This window comes from Pseudomonas sp. G7(2022) (assembly GCF_052660475.1).
The window spans coordinates 6,035,454-6,050,956 of sequence record NZ_CP109659.1; the positions used below are offsets into that span (position 1 = coordinate 6,035,454).

The 15,503-nt window shown below is 60.8% G+C and carries 13 protein-coding genes; 6 read left to right on the top strand and 7 right to left on the bottom strand.

Going from position 1 to position 15,503, the window contains the following annotated elements; translation table 11 throughout:
* Positions 1-4 precede the first annotated feature (4 nt).
* Genes NE357_RS27730 through NE357_RS27740 form a run of 3 tightly spaced genes read left to right on the top strand, consistent with a single transcriptional unit; the run spans position 5 to position 4,805 of the window.
* Positions 5-970 (top strand): HlyD family secretion protein, encoded by a 966-nt coding sequence (locus tag NE357_RS27730; RefSeq protein ID WP_169432392.1) that lies wholly within the window; start codon positions 5-7, stop codon positions 968-970.
* Complete coding sequence (gene rbbA / locus NE357_RS27735) at positions 967-3,687, top strand: ribosome-associated ATPase/putative transporter RbbA (protein WP_169432393.1); 2,721 nt, start codon at positions 967-969, stop codon at positions 3,685-3,687. The genes NE357_RS27730 and rbbA overlap by 4 nt, the downstream gene beginning before the upstream one ends.
* Positions 3,687-4,805 (top strand): ABC transporter permease, encoded by a 1,119-nt coding sequence (locus NE357_RS27740; protein ID WP_169432394.1) that lies wholly within the window; start codon positions 3,687-3,689, stop codon positions 4,803-4,805. Before rbbA ends, NE357_RS27740 begins: the two co-directional genes overlap by 1 nt.
* Before the next feature lie 16 nt (positions 4,806-4,821).
* Here NE357_RS27740 and NE357_RS27745 read toward each other — a convergent pair whose 3' ends face one another.
* On the bottom strand, positions 4,822-5,229 hold the full coding sequence (locus tag NE357_RS27745) for a flagellar basal body-associated protein FliL (protein ID WP_007951814.1): 408 nt from the start codon (positions 5,227-5,229) through the stop codon (positions 4,822-4,824).
* A 150-nt stretch (positions 5,230-5,379) separates the two neighbouring features.
* Between NE357_RS27745 and NE357_RS27750 the strand changes: the two genes are divergently transcribed.
* Positions 5,380-6,357 carry an NADPH:quinone oxidoreductase family protein gene (locus NE357_RS27750; RefSeq protein WP_169432395.1) on the top strand — a complete coding sequence of 326 codons (978 nt, stop codon included), beginning with the start codon at positions 5,380-5,382 and terminating at the stop codon, positions 6,355-6,357.
* A 51-nt stretch (positions 6,358-6,408) separates the two neighbouring features.
* Here NE357_RS27750 and NE357_RS27755 read toward each other — a convergent pair whose 3' ends face one another.
* Positions 6,409-7,086, bottom strand: coding sequence for an energy transducer TonB (locus NE357_RS27755; RefSeq protein WP_349306013.1), 678 nt, complete (start codon positions 7,084-7,086; stop codon positions 6,409-6,411).
* A gap of 104 nt (positions 7,087-7,190) precedes the next feature.
* The gene (locus NE357_RS27760) at positions 7,191-7,823 is read right to left on the bottom strand and encodes a flagellar basal body-associated protein FliL (protein WP_169432396.1); all 633 of its coding nucleotides are present in this window, start codon (positions 7,821-7,823) and stop codon (positions 7,191-7,193) included.
* A gap of 225 nt (positions 7,824-8,048) precedes the next feature.
* Between NE357_RS27760 and glpT the strand changes: the two genes are divergently transcribed.
* Positions 8,049-9,398, top strand: a complete 1,350-nt coding sequence (gene glpT, locus NE357_RS27765; RefSeq protein ID WP_169432397.1) for a glycerol-3-phosphate transporter — start codon at positions 8,049-8,051, stop codon at positions 9,396-9,398.
* Here the strand turns inward: glpT and NE357_RS27770 are convergent.
* Positions 9,374-10,042 carry a gamma-glutamylcyclotransferase gene (locus tag NE357_RS27770; protein ID WP_085708964.1) on the bottom strand — a complete coding sequence of 223 codons (669 nt, stop codon included), beginning with the start codon at positions 10,040-10,042 and terminating at the stop codon, positions 9,374-9,376. The genes glpT and NE357_RS27770 overlap by 25 nt on opposite strands.
* Positions 10,043-10,396: 354 nt before the next feature.
* On the opposite strand from NE357_RS27770, the gene NE357_RS27775 reads away from it, so the two are divergent.
* Positions 10,397-10,873 (top strand): sn-glycerol-3-phosphate transporter, encoded by a 477-nt coding sequence (locus tag NE357_RS27775; protein ID WP_169432398.1) that lies wholly within the window; start codon positions 10,397-10,399, stop codon positions 10,871-10,873.
* Between the two features lie 6 nt (positions 10,874-10,879).
* Here the strand turns inward: NE357_RS27775 and NE357_RS27780 are convergent, their stop codons facing one another.
* The 3 genes from NE357_RS27780 to NE357_RS27790 form a co-directional block, all read right to left on the bottom strand.
* Positions 10,880-11,848, bottom strand: a complete 969-nt coding sequence (locus NE357_RS27780) for a CDP-6-deoxy-delta-3,4-glucoseen reductase (protein ID WP_169432399.1) — start codon at positions 11,846-11,848, stop codon at positions 10,880-10,882.
* Positions 11,848-13,314, bottom strand: a complete 1,467-nt coding sequence (ubiD, locus tag NE357_RS27785; protein WP_169432400.1) for a 4-hydroxy-3-polyprenylbenzoate decarboxylase — start codon at positions 13,312-13,314, stop codon at positions 11,848-11,850. The genes NE357_RS27780 and ubiD overlap by 1 nt, the downstream gene beginning before the upstream one ends.
* Before the next feature lie 69 nt (positions 13,315-13,383).
* Positions 13,384-15,381 carry an acyltransferase family protein gene (locus tag NE357_RS27790; protein ID WP_169432401.1) on the bottom strand — a complete coding sequence of 666 codons (1,998 nt, stop codon included), beginning with the start codon at positions 15,379-15,381 and terminating at the stop codon, positions 13,384-13,386.
* Positions 15,382-15,503: the final 122 nt, after the last annotated feature.

The window sequence follows — 15,503 nt, forward strand, 5'->3', positions numbered from 1 at the left end:
CTCCATGTCAGCGCACAGCCGCTCCTCCCTTTTATTTGCCGGATCTCTCATCGTGTTGCTGGTGGCCGCCGGTGGTTTCGGTTACTGGACATCGATGAGCAGCCGTCTGCCCGAGGGCCTGTCCTCCGGCAACGGGCGCCTGGAAGCCACGGAAGTGCAGATCGCCAGCAAGACACCCGGGCGTCTCGCCGAGGTGCTGGTCGATGAAGGCGACAAGGTCAGCAAAGGGCAGCTGCTTGCCCGAATGGATACCCGAACCCTCGAAGCCCAGCGCAATCAGGCCGAAGCCGAAGTCATACGTGCCCGAGAGAATCTGGCTGCAGCCCAGGCCAACGTGCAGTTGCGCCAGAGCGAGCAGCTGCTGGCCCAGCAGGAGCTCGGCCGGTCACAGTCGTTGTTCAAGCATGGTTTCGTCAGCGCACAGGTCATCGATCAACTGCAATCGCGCATCGGCACGGGCAACGCCGCCGTAGCGGCGGCCCGGGCGCAGGTCGCCGCCGTCAGCGCCGCCATCGGTGCGGCACAGGCCCAGGTGGCGCAATTGGCCAGTGAAATCGATGACAGCAGTTTGCGCGCACCGATCGACGGCGTGATTCAGCTACGCATGGCCGAACCCGGTGAAGTGTTGGGTGCCGGCGGTCGGGTCTTGCTGTTGATCGATCCCACTGACCAGTACATGAACCTTTACCTTTCGGCCTCCGTCGCCGGACGCCTGGCAGTGGGCGATGACGCACGGATCCTGCTGGACGCCCTGCCCGACCGGTCGTTACCGGCGAAAGTCAGTTTCGTGGCAGCCAAATCGCAATTTACCCCCAAAGAGGTCGAGACCCGCGACGAACGACAGAAACTGGTCTTTCGCGTCAAACTGCGCCTGACAGAGCCCGGCAACGTACCGCAGGCCAAGCCCGGCATGCCTGGCGTCGGCTATGTGCGCACCGCGCCGATCGGCTGGCCGGCCAATTTGCAATGAACGGCATCGCGCTCAGGGCGAGCGCCATTGCGCACCGCTATGGCCAGCGGCAGGCTCTGGACGCGATCACGTTCGATCTGCCGGCGGGTACCCGCTGCGGTTTGATCGGCCCCGACGGTGCCGGCAAGTCCAGCCTGCTGGGGCTGATCGCCGGAGTAAAAGCCCTTCAGCAGGGACAACTGGAAGTCCTTGGCGGCCCGATTCAGGATCGCGCCCATCGCAACACGTTGTACGCGCGCATCGCCTTCATGCCACAGGGGCTGGGTGGCAACCTGTACCCGGAACTGTCGATCCGCGAAAACGTGCAGTTTTTTTCCACGCTGTTCGGCTTGTCTGCCGACGAAAGCGAACAGCGGCTGCACAACCTGCTGCTCGCCACGGACCTGTTGAGGTTCGCTGATCGCCCGGCCGGCAAACTGTCCGGCGGCATGAAACAGAAGCTGGGGCTGTGTTGCGCGTTGATCCATGAGCCGGATCTGCTGATCCTCGACGAGCCCACCACGGGTGTCGACCCACTCTCTCGGCGGCGCTTCTGGGAGCTGATCGACGACGTGCGACGCCAGCGACCGCAACTGACCCTGCTGGTTGCCACGGCCTATATGGAGGAAGCCGAACAATTCGAGCACTGTCTAATGCTCGACGGTGGCCGGATGATTGCCTCGGGCTTGAGCCGTGAGCTGGCAGCGATCACTCAAAGCGGCAAACTCGATGATGCCTTCACCCACTTTCAGGGGGACAGCCATCGCGACCCGCAACCTCTGCAAATCCCGCCTCGCACCAGCAATTCCGATATCGCCATCGAAGCCCACGAGCTGACGTTGCGCTTTGGCGACTTTACCGCAGTGGATCACGTCAGTTTCGCCATCGGGCGCGGTGAAATTTTTGGCTTTCTCGGCTCCAATGGCTGCGGCAAGACCACCACCATGAAAGTCTTGACCGGGCTGATACCAGCCAGTGAGGGCAGCGCGACGCTGCTGGGCAACCCGGTGGATGCAAGGGATCTGGCCACGCGCAAGCGGGTCGGCTTCATGTCCCAGAGCTTTTCGCTGTATGGCGAACTCAGCGTCCGGCAGAACCTTGATCTGCACGCACGTCTGTTCGACCTGCCCAAGGCAGAGAGCGCCCCGCGCATCGACGCCTTGATTCAGCGCTTCGATCTGCACGGCGTCGCCGATCAGCCATCAGGCGCCTTGCCACTCGGGTTGCGTCAACGCCTGTCATTGGCCGTCGCCGTTTTGCATCGCCCGGAAGTACTGATACTGGATGAGCCGACGTCCGGCGTCGATCCGGCAGCACGGGACGACTTCTGGCGACTGTTGATCGAGCTGTCCCGTGATCAGGGCGTGACCATTTTCCTCTCAACCCATTTCATGAACGAAGCGCAGCGATGCGACCGCATCTCCCTGATGCATGCGGGCCGGGTACTGGCCTGTGATACGCCGGCCGCCCTGCAGCAGCAATTCAATGGCCAATCCCTGGAGGCTGCGTTCGTGACCTGTCTCGAACAGGCCCAGGGCATCACCGAAGCGCCGCCGGCAGCCGAACCGCCGCCGGCCGCGATGGCCCCGGCCATGTCCGTCACGGAACACGGTTTCAGCTTCGGGCGTCTGGCGGCGGTGGCCAGCCGGGAAGGCAAGGAATTGCTGCGCGACAAAGTGCGCCTGGCGTTCGCCCTGCTGGGCGCCATTTTTATGATGGTGATTTTTGGCTACGGGATTTCCCTCGACGTGGAAAATCTTGCCTTTGCCGTGTACGACCAGGATCAGACCCCCCAAAGCCGTGCCTACCTGGAGGCCTTTCGCGGCTCGCGCTACTTCGCCGAACAGCCGGCCATTCAAGACGCGCAGGTCCTGCACCGACGTCTGCAACGTTCGGAAATCAAACTGGCGCTGGAGATCCCGCCCGGATTCGGCCGCGACCTGTACGCCGGGCGTCGACCGACGGTGGCGGCCTGGCTGGATGGCGGCATGCCGTTTCGCGCGGAAACCAGTCGCAACTACGTCGAAGCCGTCCATCAGGCCAATCTCGAGCAACTGGCCGAACAGAGCAGCCCCGCGCTCAACCGTCAGGCCGCCGCCAGCCTGGAAACCCGTTTTCGTTATAACCAGGACGTAGTCAGCGTCAACGCGATCGGCCCAGGTGTGATGGCGCTGATCCTGGCGTTCATTCCGGCGATGCTGACGGCCCTCGGCATCGTGCGTGAGAAAGAGCTGGGTTCGATCACCAACTTCTACGCCACGCCCCTGACACGGCTCGAATTTCTGCTGGGCAAGCAGACGCCTTATCTGCTGGTCAGCCTGGTCAACCTGGCCGTCCTGGTGGCCATGAATCGCTGGCTGTTCGGCGTACCGTTCAAGGGCAGCGGGCTGACCCTCGCTTTCGGCGGGCTGCTCTATGTGCTGGCCACCACCAGCATGGGGCTGCTGATCTCGGCGTTCACCCGAACGCAGATCGCGGCGATTCTCGGCACCATGATCATTACCAGCCTGCCGACCATTCAGTTTTCCGGGCTGATCGTGCCGCGCTCGTCGCTGGAGGGCGCCGCCGCCGTGATGGGCATGCTGTTCCCGGCCGGCCACTTCCTCGATATCGCGGTAGGTACGTTCACCAAAGCACTGGATCTGCGACAGCTCTGGCCGCAATGCCTGGCGCTGTCCGCCTTCTTCATAGGGTTCACCGGACTGAGCCTGGTCATGTTGAAAAAGCAGGAGGCCTGATGCACAAGTTCGCGCATATCCTGCGATTGGGGCTCAAGGAACTGACGAGTCTGCGCCACGACAGCGTGTTGCTGCTGTTCCTGTTCTACGCCTTCACCGTAGCCATCTACATGCCGGCCGCGGGATCGGTAATCGGTGTGCATAACGCCAGCGTGGCGATAGTCGACGAGGATCACAGCGCTCTCTCCCGCCAATTGGCCCAGGCGCTGCAACCTCCGGAGTTCCAGCCCCCCGTCCCGCTGCGCTACGAACAACTGGATGAAGCCATGGATAGTGGCCAGTACACGTTCGTCATCAATATTCCGGCCCGCTTCCAGACCGACCTGCTCGCGGGCCGTCAACCGGCCGTGCAAGTCAATGTCGATGCCACCGCCATGAGCCAGGCGTTCATGGGCGCCGGCTACATCGGCCGGATATTCCAGCGCGAGCTGTTGGCTTATACCGGCCAGGGGCATGCGCAGGCCTATGCCCCGGTGCAGCTGACGACCCGTGCCCTGTTCAATACCAACCTGGAGGGTGGCTGGTTTCTGGCCGTGATCCAGATCGTCAACAACATCACCATTCTGGCGATCATCCTGACCGGCACCGCACTGCTGCGGGAACGCGAACACGGCACCCTCGACCATTTGCTGGTGCTGCCGCTGACCGCGCTGGAAATCATGCTGGCGAAAATCTGGAGCAATCTGCTGGTGGTGGTGCTGTGCACCTGGCTGTCGCTGGAAGTGATCGTCAAAGGCGCGCTGGGCGTGCCGTTGTCCGGCTCGTTGAGCCTGTTTTTGCTGGTCACGGCTGTTTATCTGTTCGCCAGCACCGCGCTGGGTATCTTCCTGGCAACGCTGGCGCGTTCGACACCGCAGTTCGGCCTGCTGGCCATCCCGGTGATTATTCCGATGTTGCTGCTGTCGGGCGGCAGCACGCCGCTGGACAGCATGCCGCAATGGCTGCAATGGGTCATGCAGGGATCGCCGTCCACTCATTTCGTCAGCCTCGGTGCCGCGATTCTGTTCCGCGACGCCGGGCTGAGTGTGGTCTGGCCAGACTTGCTGGCCCTGACCGTCATCGGATTGCTGTTCTTCTTCATCGCCCTGGCGCGCTTTCGCAAGAGCCTGGCGTCCTGAACCGCAGCCGCGATGCTTATTGAATGATCAGGTTGTTGAACAACAGATCCTCGACCACCGGTTTGCCGGTCTCGTCATTCATCACTTGCTGGGTCTGCTTCAAGGCTTCCTGACGCAGTTTTTCCTTGCCTTCGATGCTGCCCATCGCATCGGTGGTCTGCTGAGTGAACAGCGCCACCAGTTGATTGCGGATCAGCGGCTCGTTGGCCTTGACCAGTTTGGTCGCTTCCTCACCCGTCACCCGCAACGCCACGTCGGCCTTGTAGACCTTGAGTTTCGGCGTGCCGTCCAGCCCGTAGTTGCCCACGAACGGCGGGCTCAGGGTGATGTAGTTGACCTTCGGCGCCTCGCCCTCTTTGGCTTCTTCGGCCAGCGCTGCCACAGGCAGAGACAGGGCCAGCAACAACATGATCCACGCTTTCACAATTCGCTCCTTATCCGGTTTGCGGCCTAGCATAACGACCCGCCGCGCAAGCACAAGCTTATGGCGGACTATCAGGGCCGGGCATGCTCGTTGACCCGTTGACTGCCACACCTACACTTATCGGCCATCACTCCCAAAGGAATAGCCCTGATGAAAGCCGTGCTGTGCAAAGCCTTCGGTCCTGCCGAATCGCTGGTGCTGGAAGACGTCGCCAGTCCTGTCGCGAAGAAGAATGAAATCCTGCTGGACGTGCACGCCGCCGGGGTCAACTTCCCGGACACGCTGATCATCGAGGGCAAGTACCAGTTCAAGCCACCCTTCCCGTTCTCGCCGGGTGGCGAAGCCTCCGGCGTGGTCAGCGCGGTGGGTGAAAAGGTCAGCCACTTGAAAGTCGGTGACCGGGTCATGGCCCTGACCGGCTGGGGCAGCTTCGCCGAGCAGGTGGCGGTGCCGGGCTATAACGTGCTGCCAATTCCGCCGTCGATGGACTTCAACACCGCCGCCGCGTTCAGCATGACCTACGGCACCTCGATGCACGCCCTCAAACAGCGCGGCAACCTGCAACCGGGCGAAACCCTGTTGGTGCTCGGTGCCTCCGGCGGCGTCGGGCTCGCAGCCGTCGAGATCGGCAAAGCCATTGGCGCCCGGGTCATTGCCGCCGCCAGCAGCGCCGAGAAACTCGCCGTGGCCAAGGCGGCCGGTGCCGACGAACTGATCAACTACAGCGAAACCAGCCTCAAGGACGAAATCAAGCGCCTGACCGACGGTCAGGGCGCCGACGTGATCTACGACCCGGTCGGCGGCGACCTGTTCGACCAGGCCATCCGCGCCATCGCCTGGAACGGCCGCCTGCTGGTGGTCGGTTTCGCCAGCGGACGCATCCCCGAACTGCCGGTCAACCTTGCATTGCTCAAGGGTGCGGCGGTGCTCGGCGTGTTCTGGGGCTCCTTCGCCCAACGCCAGCCACAGGACAACGCCGCGAACTTCCAGCAATTGTTCGCCTGGTTTGCCGAGGGCAAGCTGAAACCGCTGGTGTCGCAAGTCTATCCGCTGAGCGAGGCGGCACAGGCGATCAATGATCTGGGGCAGCGCAAAGCTGTGGGCAAGGTTGTGGTGCAGGTTCGTTGATTCAATCGGCGATCCGGACGCTGTCCGGATCGCCATTCTTTCCGCCCGGCACTACAGCAACTGGCGGACTTCCTCCGGCAAAAACCTCGTGAATCTGCTCACTGGCCACTGCCGACAACGCCAGACGACGCCCTCCACGCTTCGGTTCAGCCGGGCAATCAACGCCAGCCTTTTGTCCTCCGACAGTTGTGACTGGAAGACACCACTCGACAGGTGGCTACGGAGATAGTGAAACGGCGCGGAATCGATCCACGCATACTCGGGCATATGATTGAGGTGTGCGTTCAACTCTCGGCATTTCAATTGTTGAACCCATTGGTGAGCACCTTCCGGCGCCTCGAGGCGAAATATCATAGGAGCAACTATTTCCTGAGCGGCTGGCTTCTTGTCGTCAACCTTCCACGGTTTGAACCTCCACTGAGCTATTGCCTCTCTGACCGCTTGCGCCAGCTCCGGATGATCACTGCGCAGAATGGTGATTTCGCTCACGGAGCCATCCGCCTTGGCGGTGAATCCGACCTTTACGTCACCGGTAATTCCCGCTCTGGATAACGCACGTGGGTAAATCGGCTTGGGATTGTGTTCCGGAATCAGAAACACTTCTCCAGCCTGAGCCGGGAGAGTCACCAACAAAAAAACTGCTATGGCCCATCGCATGATTTCCGTTCCTTTTGCACTGATATGCCCTGTCGGCAACAACACAAAGGTTACGGAGTAATGATTTTCCACTGAATGGCGCAGCTTCTGCGTTGGATGCAGGACATTGCCTAAGCTGCGAAGGGAAATTGAGTAAAAACGCTGCGCAAATGTGCCTGGGTAATTTTTCTGACGGACTACTCCCTCGGACTGTCGTCCTCAGCATCGCCCGGCAACAGGTGCTCCAGAACCTTTCGGCTATCGGCCTTGATAATCCGGCCCTTGTCATCGAAGCGCAGCACGAGCATCCAGTCGTAAACCTCGTCCGGCCATTTTTTCTGGCCCATCAGGGCCGTGCTGTCGCCACCGAACGCACTGATCAGCTTGTTGATGTGCCCATGGTGCCAGGCGATCAGGATCACCGGCGCCTGATTGCTCTTGCGCAACAGCTTGACCAGTTCATGTACGTCGCCATTGATGTAAGGCTGTTCGATAGACAGGTTCAGACGCTCGGCCAGCGGGGTCAGGGTCAAACGTGAGCGGGAGCTCTCGGGGCTGTCGCCGGCGGCAATCAGCCGTTCCGGGGTCAGCGTCTGGCCATCCAGTTTCAACGGATTGAAATAATCGACATAAGCGCGGGCCCGTTCTTCACCCCGGGCATTGAGTACCGAGCCCTCGGTCGGCTTTTCCGCATGACGGATGATCAGCACCGTGGCATTGCGCAAACCGGACTGCGCAGGGTGATCGGTGTAAATCAAGGTCAGCGCCGCCACGGCGATTACTGCCGCCGCCAATAATCGGCGCATCAACATGCGAACCCTCAAAGCCATCATTCATCTCTGCAGAACAGTCGGTCGACGGATCGCGAGTCTAAGCTGCGCGATGTTCACAAGTGGTGAAAACGCCCCGTTCTTACAGCTGAGCGACAGGTTCGTAAAAGAACGTGCGACTTCCAACATTTTCCGCTGTTTTGCCGATGCGAACCGGTGCTATTTTCGGTAACGAAACTGTAACATTCGCATCCGCAGTCAAAACAAGAAATCTGGAGCTCTTGAATGTTTGCTTTCTTTCGTCCTGCCGCACATCAGGCTCCATTGCCTGAAGAAAAAATCGACAGTACCTACCGACGTCTGCGCTGGCAGATCTTCGCCGGTATCTTCTTTGGCTACGCGGGTTACTACCTGCTGCGCAAGAACTTCTCCCTGGCCATGCCGTACCTGATCGACGAGGGTTACACCCGTGGCGAACTGGGTCTGGCGATGTCGGCCATCGCGATCGCCTATGGTCTGTCCAAGTTCCTCATGGGCCTGGTCTCCGACCGTTCCAACCCGCGCTACTTCCTGCCCTTCGGCCTGCTGGTCTCGGCGGGGGTAATGTTCATTTTCGGTTTCGCGCCCTGGGCGACGTCCAGCGTGACCATGATGTTCATCCTGTTGTTCATCAACGGCTGGGCCCAGGGCATGGGCTGGCCGCCGAGCGGACGGACCATGGTGCACTGGTGGTCGCAGAAGGAACGCGGCGGCGTGGTATCCGTATGGAACGTGGCGCACAACGTCGGTGGCGGCCTGATCGGCCCGCTGTTCCTGATCGGCATGGGCCTGTTCAACGACTGGCACGCAGCGTTCTACGTGCCGGCGGCGGTGGCTCTGGCGGTGGCGGCATTTGCCTTCATCACCATGCGTGACACCCCGCAATCGGTCGGTCTGCCACCGATCGAGAAGTACAAGAACGATTACCCGGAAGGCTACGACGCCAGCCACGAAGACGAATTCAGCGCCAAGGAAATCTTCGTCAAATACGTGCTGCGCAACAAAATGCTCTGGTACATCGCCCTGGCCAACGTCTTCGTCTACCTGCTGCGCTACGGCGTGCTGGACTGGGCGCCGACCTATCTCAAGGAAGCCAAGCACTTCGACGTCGACAAGACTTCGTGGGCGTACTTCTTTTATGAGTGGGCGGGCATTCCGGGCACGCTATTGTGCGGCTGGATGTCAGACAAGATCTTCCGTGGCAACCGTGGCCTGACCGGCATGGTGTTCATGGCGCTGGTGACCGTCGCGACTCTGGTTTACTGGCTGAACCCCGCCGGCAACCCGACCATCGACATGATCGCGCTGTTCTCCATCGGCTTCCTGATCTACGGCCCGGTGATGCTGATCGGCCTGCAGGCGCTGGAGCTGGCGCCGAAGAAAGCCGCCGGTACTGCGGCAGGCTTCACCGGCCTGTTCGGTTATCTGGGTGGTTCGGTCGCGGCCAGTGCCGCGATGGGCTACACCGTGGACCACTTCGGCTGGGATGGCGGTTTCGTGCTGCTGGTGGGCGCTTGCCTGCTGTCGATGGCCTTCCTGGCACCGACCCTGTGGCACAAACAGGTCGCCAGTCAGAGCCGCGAAGCAGTCGCCTGATCGGCTTTTGACTTGCAGCGCTTGAGCCGCGCCTCCAGATTACGGTCTGGCATGGCGTGGCTGCGCAGGGCGTGGGCGGTCTGCTCGACATAATCGCGAGTGGTGCCGTAACGCCCGCAAGCGCTTTCGAACACCTGGCTCAGCACATGATCCGGCAGATTGCCGGCATAGCTGGGCAGGTGTCGCTCCAACACAAATCCCAGGGCCTGCACCTGGCTGCCATCTTCGAGCCGGCAGTTGAGCCAGTGCGGGCGATAGGACGGGAACGGCATCTCGCGTTTCCACAGCGCATACAGCGCACTGTCGAGGTTGTCTTCCGGCAACCGATAGGCAAAGCCGCTGCACGAGCCACCGCGATCCAGACCGAATACCAGCCCCGGCATTTCCGGCGTACCGCGATGTTCGTGGGACCACAGGTACAAGCCGCGATGGTAGCCATGCACCCGCCCGCGCACCCGCTCCACCGCCGAACATTCCGGCCGCCAGATCAACGATCCATATGCGAACAACCAGACCGGCCCGCCCTTGTGGCGTGCCATGGTCGATTGCATGGAAGCGAGAAGTTGTTCGTGAGTCAGCTGCGGCCCCAGGTCGAGCCGCGGAGGGTAAGCCAGATTCAGAAAAGCAGATTCAATGGCTGTCATGACGGAAGTATTCGGCCCCGCAAGTATTACAAGATGTAAGCGCAATTCGCTTGATAGAACATATAGCAGTAACTGTAAAACGAAAAGTGCTAAAGGATGTATGACACCTTTGATAGCGCTGATACGGGGTTATCCGCGAGGGCTATCTTGTTTGATATAGCCTAATACCATTGCGCAGATATCTTAAATACCCGAATGAAATATCGTTAAGCCCTCTCTTCGTTCAGGTTTCGTTCATGAAACCCCGGGATTTTTCCTACTAAAATTTCGGACTTTCCATATTTACCGTCGCTGAACGCCTACGTACAACGGCTTTCCTCTGGCGCAAGCCAACCGTTCAACCGAGGCTGCACGATGAACACACCAAGGCTTTTGGCCGCACTGTTATTGATTCAGACCGGCCAGGCACTGGCCGCCGATGATTCGCAAGAGGACAAGGGGTTCTGGTATGCACAGACCAGTGTCTATACCAAACATTACTCACCCGACCCCGAACACAACAATCATCAGGACTTGATCGGTATCGAACGCAATCAGGCGTCTGGCTGGGTATTTGGCGGGGCAACTTTCCGTAATTCATTCAGCCAGCGTTCAAACTATGCCTATGCCGGCAAACGCTTCGAGAGCGCCAACTATCCGGTGTACGTGAAACTCACGGGCGGGTTGCTGCAGGGCTATCGAGGTGACTACAAGGACAAGATCCCGCTCAATCACTTCGGCGTGGCACCGGTGATCATTCCGTCGGTTGGCACCCACTATGGCCCACTGGGCGCCGAGCTGGTGTTTCTCGGCGCCAATGCGGCCATGGTGACGACGGGCGTGCGGTTCTAGGAAGGCTCAAGAGCGAGGCGCGTATGCAAACACATCGGCGCGCATCTGGTGGGCATCCATACCCGCCTCCACCAGCGCATCCAGCGTGCCATAGACCATCGCCGGCGAACCGCTGGCGTAGACATGCAGCGATTTCAGGTCCGGGAAATCCTCACACACCGCCTCATGCAACATCCCGCAGCGCCCTTCCCAACCGCATTGATCGCTGACGACCTTGTGCAGGAACAGGTTGGGCAGCTTCAGCCATTCGTCCCAATGTTCGATTTCGTAGAAATCTTCCGGACGACGCACGCCCCAGTACAAATGCACCGGATGCTTGAAACCGTTGGCCCGGCAATGTTCGATCAGGCTGTGGATCTGGCCCATGCCGGTGCCGGCGGCAATCAATACCAGCGGTCCGTCCGGCAATTCCGCGAGATGGGTGTCGCCGAACGGCAGCTCGACCCGCACCATGGTGTTGCGCTGCAGTTGCTCGATCAGGCTCAGGGCACTGGCTTCACGCGCCAGGACATGGATTTCCAGATCTCGCCCACCGTGGGGCGCAGAAGCCATGGAAAAGGCTGACTTCTCGCCGTTCTCGCGCTCGATCATCAGGTACTGACCGGCGTGATAACGCGGCGGCTTGCCGGCCGGCGCACGCAGGCGCACGCGCCAGGTATCGCCACCGACGTCCCGGCATTCGATGACCTGACACGACAGGCTGCGCACCGGCAGTTCTCCCAGCGCAAGCACGCCATCCCACAGCAGGATGCAGTCTTCCAGCGGCTTCGCTATGCAAGTGTAGAACTCGCCGTGGTCATGCACCTTGCCGGCCTGTTCGACCCGGCCTTCCACCAGCAGCGCTGCGCACACGTGACAATTGCCGTTGCGACAGCTTTGCGGGCATTCATAGCCCAGGCGCCGCGCACCATCGAGAATCCGCTCTCCGGGCCGTATCTCGAGCACGGCTCCGGAGGGCTGCAGGGTTACACGCATCAATCTATTCCTAACTGATTCCAGATGGCATCGATCCGTTGGGTGACGGCATCATCCTTGACGATGACACGGCCCCACTCGCGAGTGGTTTCGCCCGGCCACTTGTGGGTGGCATCCAGGCCTATCTTCGAGCCGAGTCCCGACACCGGCGAGGCGAAGTCGAGGTAGTCGATCGGCGTGTTGTCGATCATCACCGTGTCGCGCTTGGGGTCCATGCGCGTGGTGATGGCCCAGATCACGTCGTTCCAGTCCCGCGCGTTGATGTCGTCGTCGGTGACGATAACGAACTTGGTGTACATGAACTGTCGCAAAAACGACCAGACTCCCAGCATCACGCGCTTGGCGTGGCCCGGATACGACTTCTTCATCGTCACCACGGCCATGCGGTACGAGCAGCCCTCCGGCGGCAGGTAAAAGTCGGTGATCTCCGGAAATTGCTTCTGCAGGATCGGCACGAACACTTCGTTCAGCGCCACGCCGAGAATCGCCGGCTCATCCGGCGGACGGCCGGTGTAGGTACTGTGGTAGATCGGTTTGATTCGGTGGGTGATGCGCTCGACGGTGAACACCGGGAAGCTGTCGACTTCGTTGTAGTAACCGGTGTGGTCGCCGTACGGGCCTTCGTCGGCCATCTCGCCCGGGTGGATCACGCCTTCAAGGATGATTTCGGCAGTGGCCGGCACTTGAAGGTCGTTGCCACGGCACTTCACCAGCTCGGTGCGACTGTCGCGCAACAGACCGGCGAAGGCGTATTCGGAGAGGCTGTCCGGCACCGGGGTGACGGCGCCGAGAATGGTCGCCGGATCCGCGCCGAGGGCCACGGACACCGGGAACGGCTGGCCCGGGTGCTTCTCGCACCACTCACGGAAGTCCAGCGCACCGCCACGGTGGCTGAGCCAGCGCATGATGACTTTGTTGCGGCCGATCACTTGCTGACGGTAGATGCCGAGGTTCTGCCGGTCCTTGTTCGGGCCTTTGGTGACCGTCAGGCCCCAGGTGATCAGTGGGGCCACGTCGCCCGGCCAGCAGGTCTGCACCGGCAGCATTGCCAGATCAACGTCATCGCCTTCGATGACGACTTCCTGGCAGGGTGCGTCTTTGACGACTTTCGGCGCCATCGCAATGATCTTGCGAAAGATCGGCAGCTTCGACCACGCGTCCTTCAAGCCCTTCGGCGGCTCCGGCTCCTTGAGGAACGCCAGCAGCTTGCCGATTTCGCGCAGCTCGCTGACCGACTCGGCACCCATGCCCATGGCAACCCGCTCGGGGGTGCCGAACAGGTTGCCGAGCACCGGAATGTCATAGCCGGTCGGCTTCTCGAACAGCAGCGCCGGGCCCTTGGCCCGCAGTGTGCGGTCGCACACCTCGGTCATTTCCAGCACCGGCGAGACGGGAATCCGGATGCGTTTCAACTCTCCGCGCTGCTCAAGCTGCTGCACGAAATCCCGAAGATCCTTGAATTTCATTGATGATGGCACCCTCAAAATAGGCGTACATCCTACCTGCTATGCCGGTCGCTGGCAGCCCGTCACTGCTTACTTGGCTGCATTCACCTGGCCTTTTGCGAGTTTTTTCCCGGACTGAAGACCGACAAACAACGGTTCAAGGATCGGTGCCACCAGGCGTGCGCCGACCTCCGAAAGGTGATTGTCATCGGTGTACAGGGAGTAGCCATCGAGCTCGGCGCGGCACAGACCGCTTTCGTCGCACAACCGAGACGCCGGGTCGATCACCCGTACCGCCGGATCCTTCGCCAGTTGGGCGAACAACTGGCTGATGAAGGCCTGGCGCTTGTGATGCTCGTCGACACTCTGGCCAACGCCCTCTACCGAGTGATCCAGCATCGCCAGCCGTGTGAGCCGATACGGTGGGCTGAAGGCCTGCAACGGCGCCTCCTTCACCAGCCAGACCCGGTGGCCGCCAGCGCGCAGTTGCGCGACCCGCGCCCGCAGACCGACGGCCAGACGCTGTTCGGCGGCGCTGCGGTCATATTGGCCGTCGCTTGTTCTGAGCACATGACCGAGATCACCTTTGGCATCGCCGTACAGATATAGACTCCAGCGTGCGACCAGCACCACATCACTGACCCGCTGCGCGCTCAAGCCTTGCTCGACCCGTCGGTTGAAGCGCGCACAAACCCCGTCATGCTCCAATCCTTCAACCGGGATACAACCGGGAGAACTGGCGAGAATCACGCTCACCCCGTGGGCTTTCGCGCCGTCGTCGAATATCGGAATCAGCGCCGTGGCATGACTGTCCCCCCAGACCATGGCCTGAGTCGGCAGGTTCTCCACACCGTAATGACAGAACAGTTTGTCGTCCGGCGTCTTGTCGTCCGCCAGGCATGCCATCAGCTCCGGGCGCCATTCGCGCCCCTTGGCGTATTGCAGTGCCTGTTCGGACAGGCGCCACGGCAAACCGTCGGTCCAGCGCAACGCCTGCCCGGCCAGGCCGATCACCAGGATGCCGCACAAGCCTGCCAGCAGAATCTGCCGGCGTCCGGCGAGCAAGCGTCGTTCGCGAAACGGCGTCTCGACGAACTTCCACGACAGATAGCCCAGTACCAGGGTCAACAGGATCAATCCTGCGATATCCAGCGCGCCGGGTTCTTCAACGCTGGCGTAGCTGGAAAACACGAATACCGGCCAATGCCAGAGATACCAGGAATAAGAGATCAGACCGAGACCGACCATCACCCGACTGCTCAAAAAGCGCCCCACTGCCGTTTCGCGATGACCGTTGGCCAGAATCAGCAGCACCACGCCCAGCACCGGCAACAACGCGGTCGCACCCGGGAACGGCGTCGACTTGTCATAGACGAACACCGCGAACAGGATCAGTCCCATGCCCGACAGGCTCAACAGCTGCGCTGCCAACGGTTTCAAACGCCACGCCTGTTTCGGCGCCACCGCCAGCATGGCACCGGCCAGCAACTCCCAGGCTCGCATCGGCAGCAGGAAGAAAGCTTTCTCCGGGTGGTGATTGATTGCCCACACACTCAGCCCGAAGGACAGCAGCAATATACCGAACAGCGCCAGTCGCCAGTGTTTCAGCCGGCTCGACAGCAGCGTCAGCAGCAACGGGAACACAATGTAGAACTGTTCCTCCACCGCCAGCGACCAGGTGTGCAGCAGTGGCTTGAGATCGGACGCGACGTCGAAATAGCCGTCCTGACGCATGAACAGGATGTTCGAGACAAAGGTCACCTGGTAGCGCACCGACCGCCCCAGCTCCTCGTAGTCCTTGGGTGCCAGCAGGAACCAGCCCACCGCCATCACGGCGATGATCATTGCAAACAGTGCCGGCAGGATCCGCCGGGCACGCCGGGCCCAGAACTCGACGAAGCTGAAACGCCCTGCCTGGCGCTGGTTCCAGATGATCGAGGTGATCAGGTAGCCGGAAATCACGAAAAACACGTCCACGCCGACAAAGCCGCCGGTGAACCCCGGGACGCCAAAGTGGAACAGCACCACGGCAATCACCGCGACTGCCCGCAAGCCGTCGATATCCCTTCGATAAGCGAGTGTGCTCATAAATCTTTAATGCCAATCATTTGGTTGTTTTTTGTACAGCCTCAGTCGCTGCGTGTTGTTTTGCCAACTCACTGACCTTACCAGATCGCAAACCTCCCATCGTCCGGACAAAAAACAGGCAA

Bases quoted from the DNA above. Each gene is read 5' to 3' on its own strand.
- NE357_RS27730 (WP_169432392.1), top strand. From the start codon at position 5: ATGTCAGCGCACAGCCGCTCCTCCCTTTTATTTGCCGGATCTCTCATC.
- ubiD (WP_169432400.1), bottom strand. From the start codon at position 13,314: ATGAAATTCAAGGATCTTCGGGATTTCGTGCAGCAGCTTGAGCAGCGC.
- NE357_RS27775 (WP_169432398.1), top strand. From the start codon at position 10,397: ATGAACACACCAAGGCTTTTGGCCGCACTGTTATTGATTCAGACCGGC.
- NE357_RS27740 (WP_169432394.1), top strand. From the start codon at position 3,687: ATGCACAAGTTCGCGCATATCCTGCGATTGGGGCTCAAGGAACTGACG.
- NE357_RS27760 (WP_169432396.1), bottom strand. From the start codon at position 7,823: ATGGCTTTGAGGGTTCGCATGTTGATGCGCCGATTATTGGCGGCGGCA.
- glpT (WP_169432397.1), top strand. From the start codon at position 8,049: ATGTTTGCTTTCTTTCGTCCTGCCGCACATCAGGCTCCATTGCCTGAA.
- rbbA (WP_169432393.1), top strand. From the start codon at position 967: ATGAACGGCATCGCGCTCAGGGCGAGCGCCATTGCGCACCGCTATGGC.
- NE357_RS27750 (WP_169432395.1), top strand. From the start codon at position 5,380: ATGAAAGCCGTGCTGTGCAAAGCCTTCGGTCCTGCCGAATCGCTGGTG.
- NE357_RS27770 (WP_085708964.1), bottom strand. From the start codon at position 10,042: ATGACAGCCATTGAATCTGCTTTTCTGAATCTGGCTTACCCTCCGCGG.
- NE357_RS27780 (WP_169432399.1), bottom strand. From the start codon at position 11,848: ATGCGTGTAACCCTGCAGCCCTCCGGAGCCGTGCTCGAGATACGGCCC.
- NE357_RS27790 (WP_169432401.1), bottom strand. From the start codon at position 15,381: ATGAGCACACTCGCTTATCGAAGGGATATCGACGGCTTGCGGGCAGTC.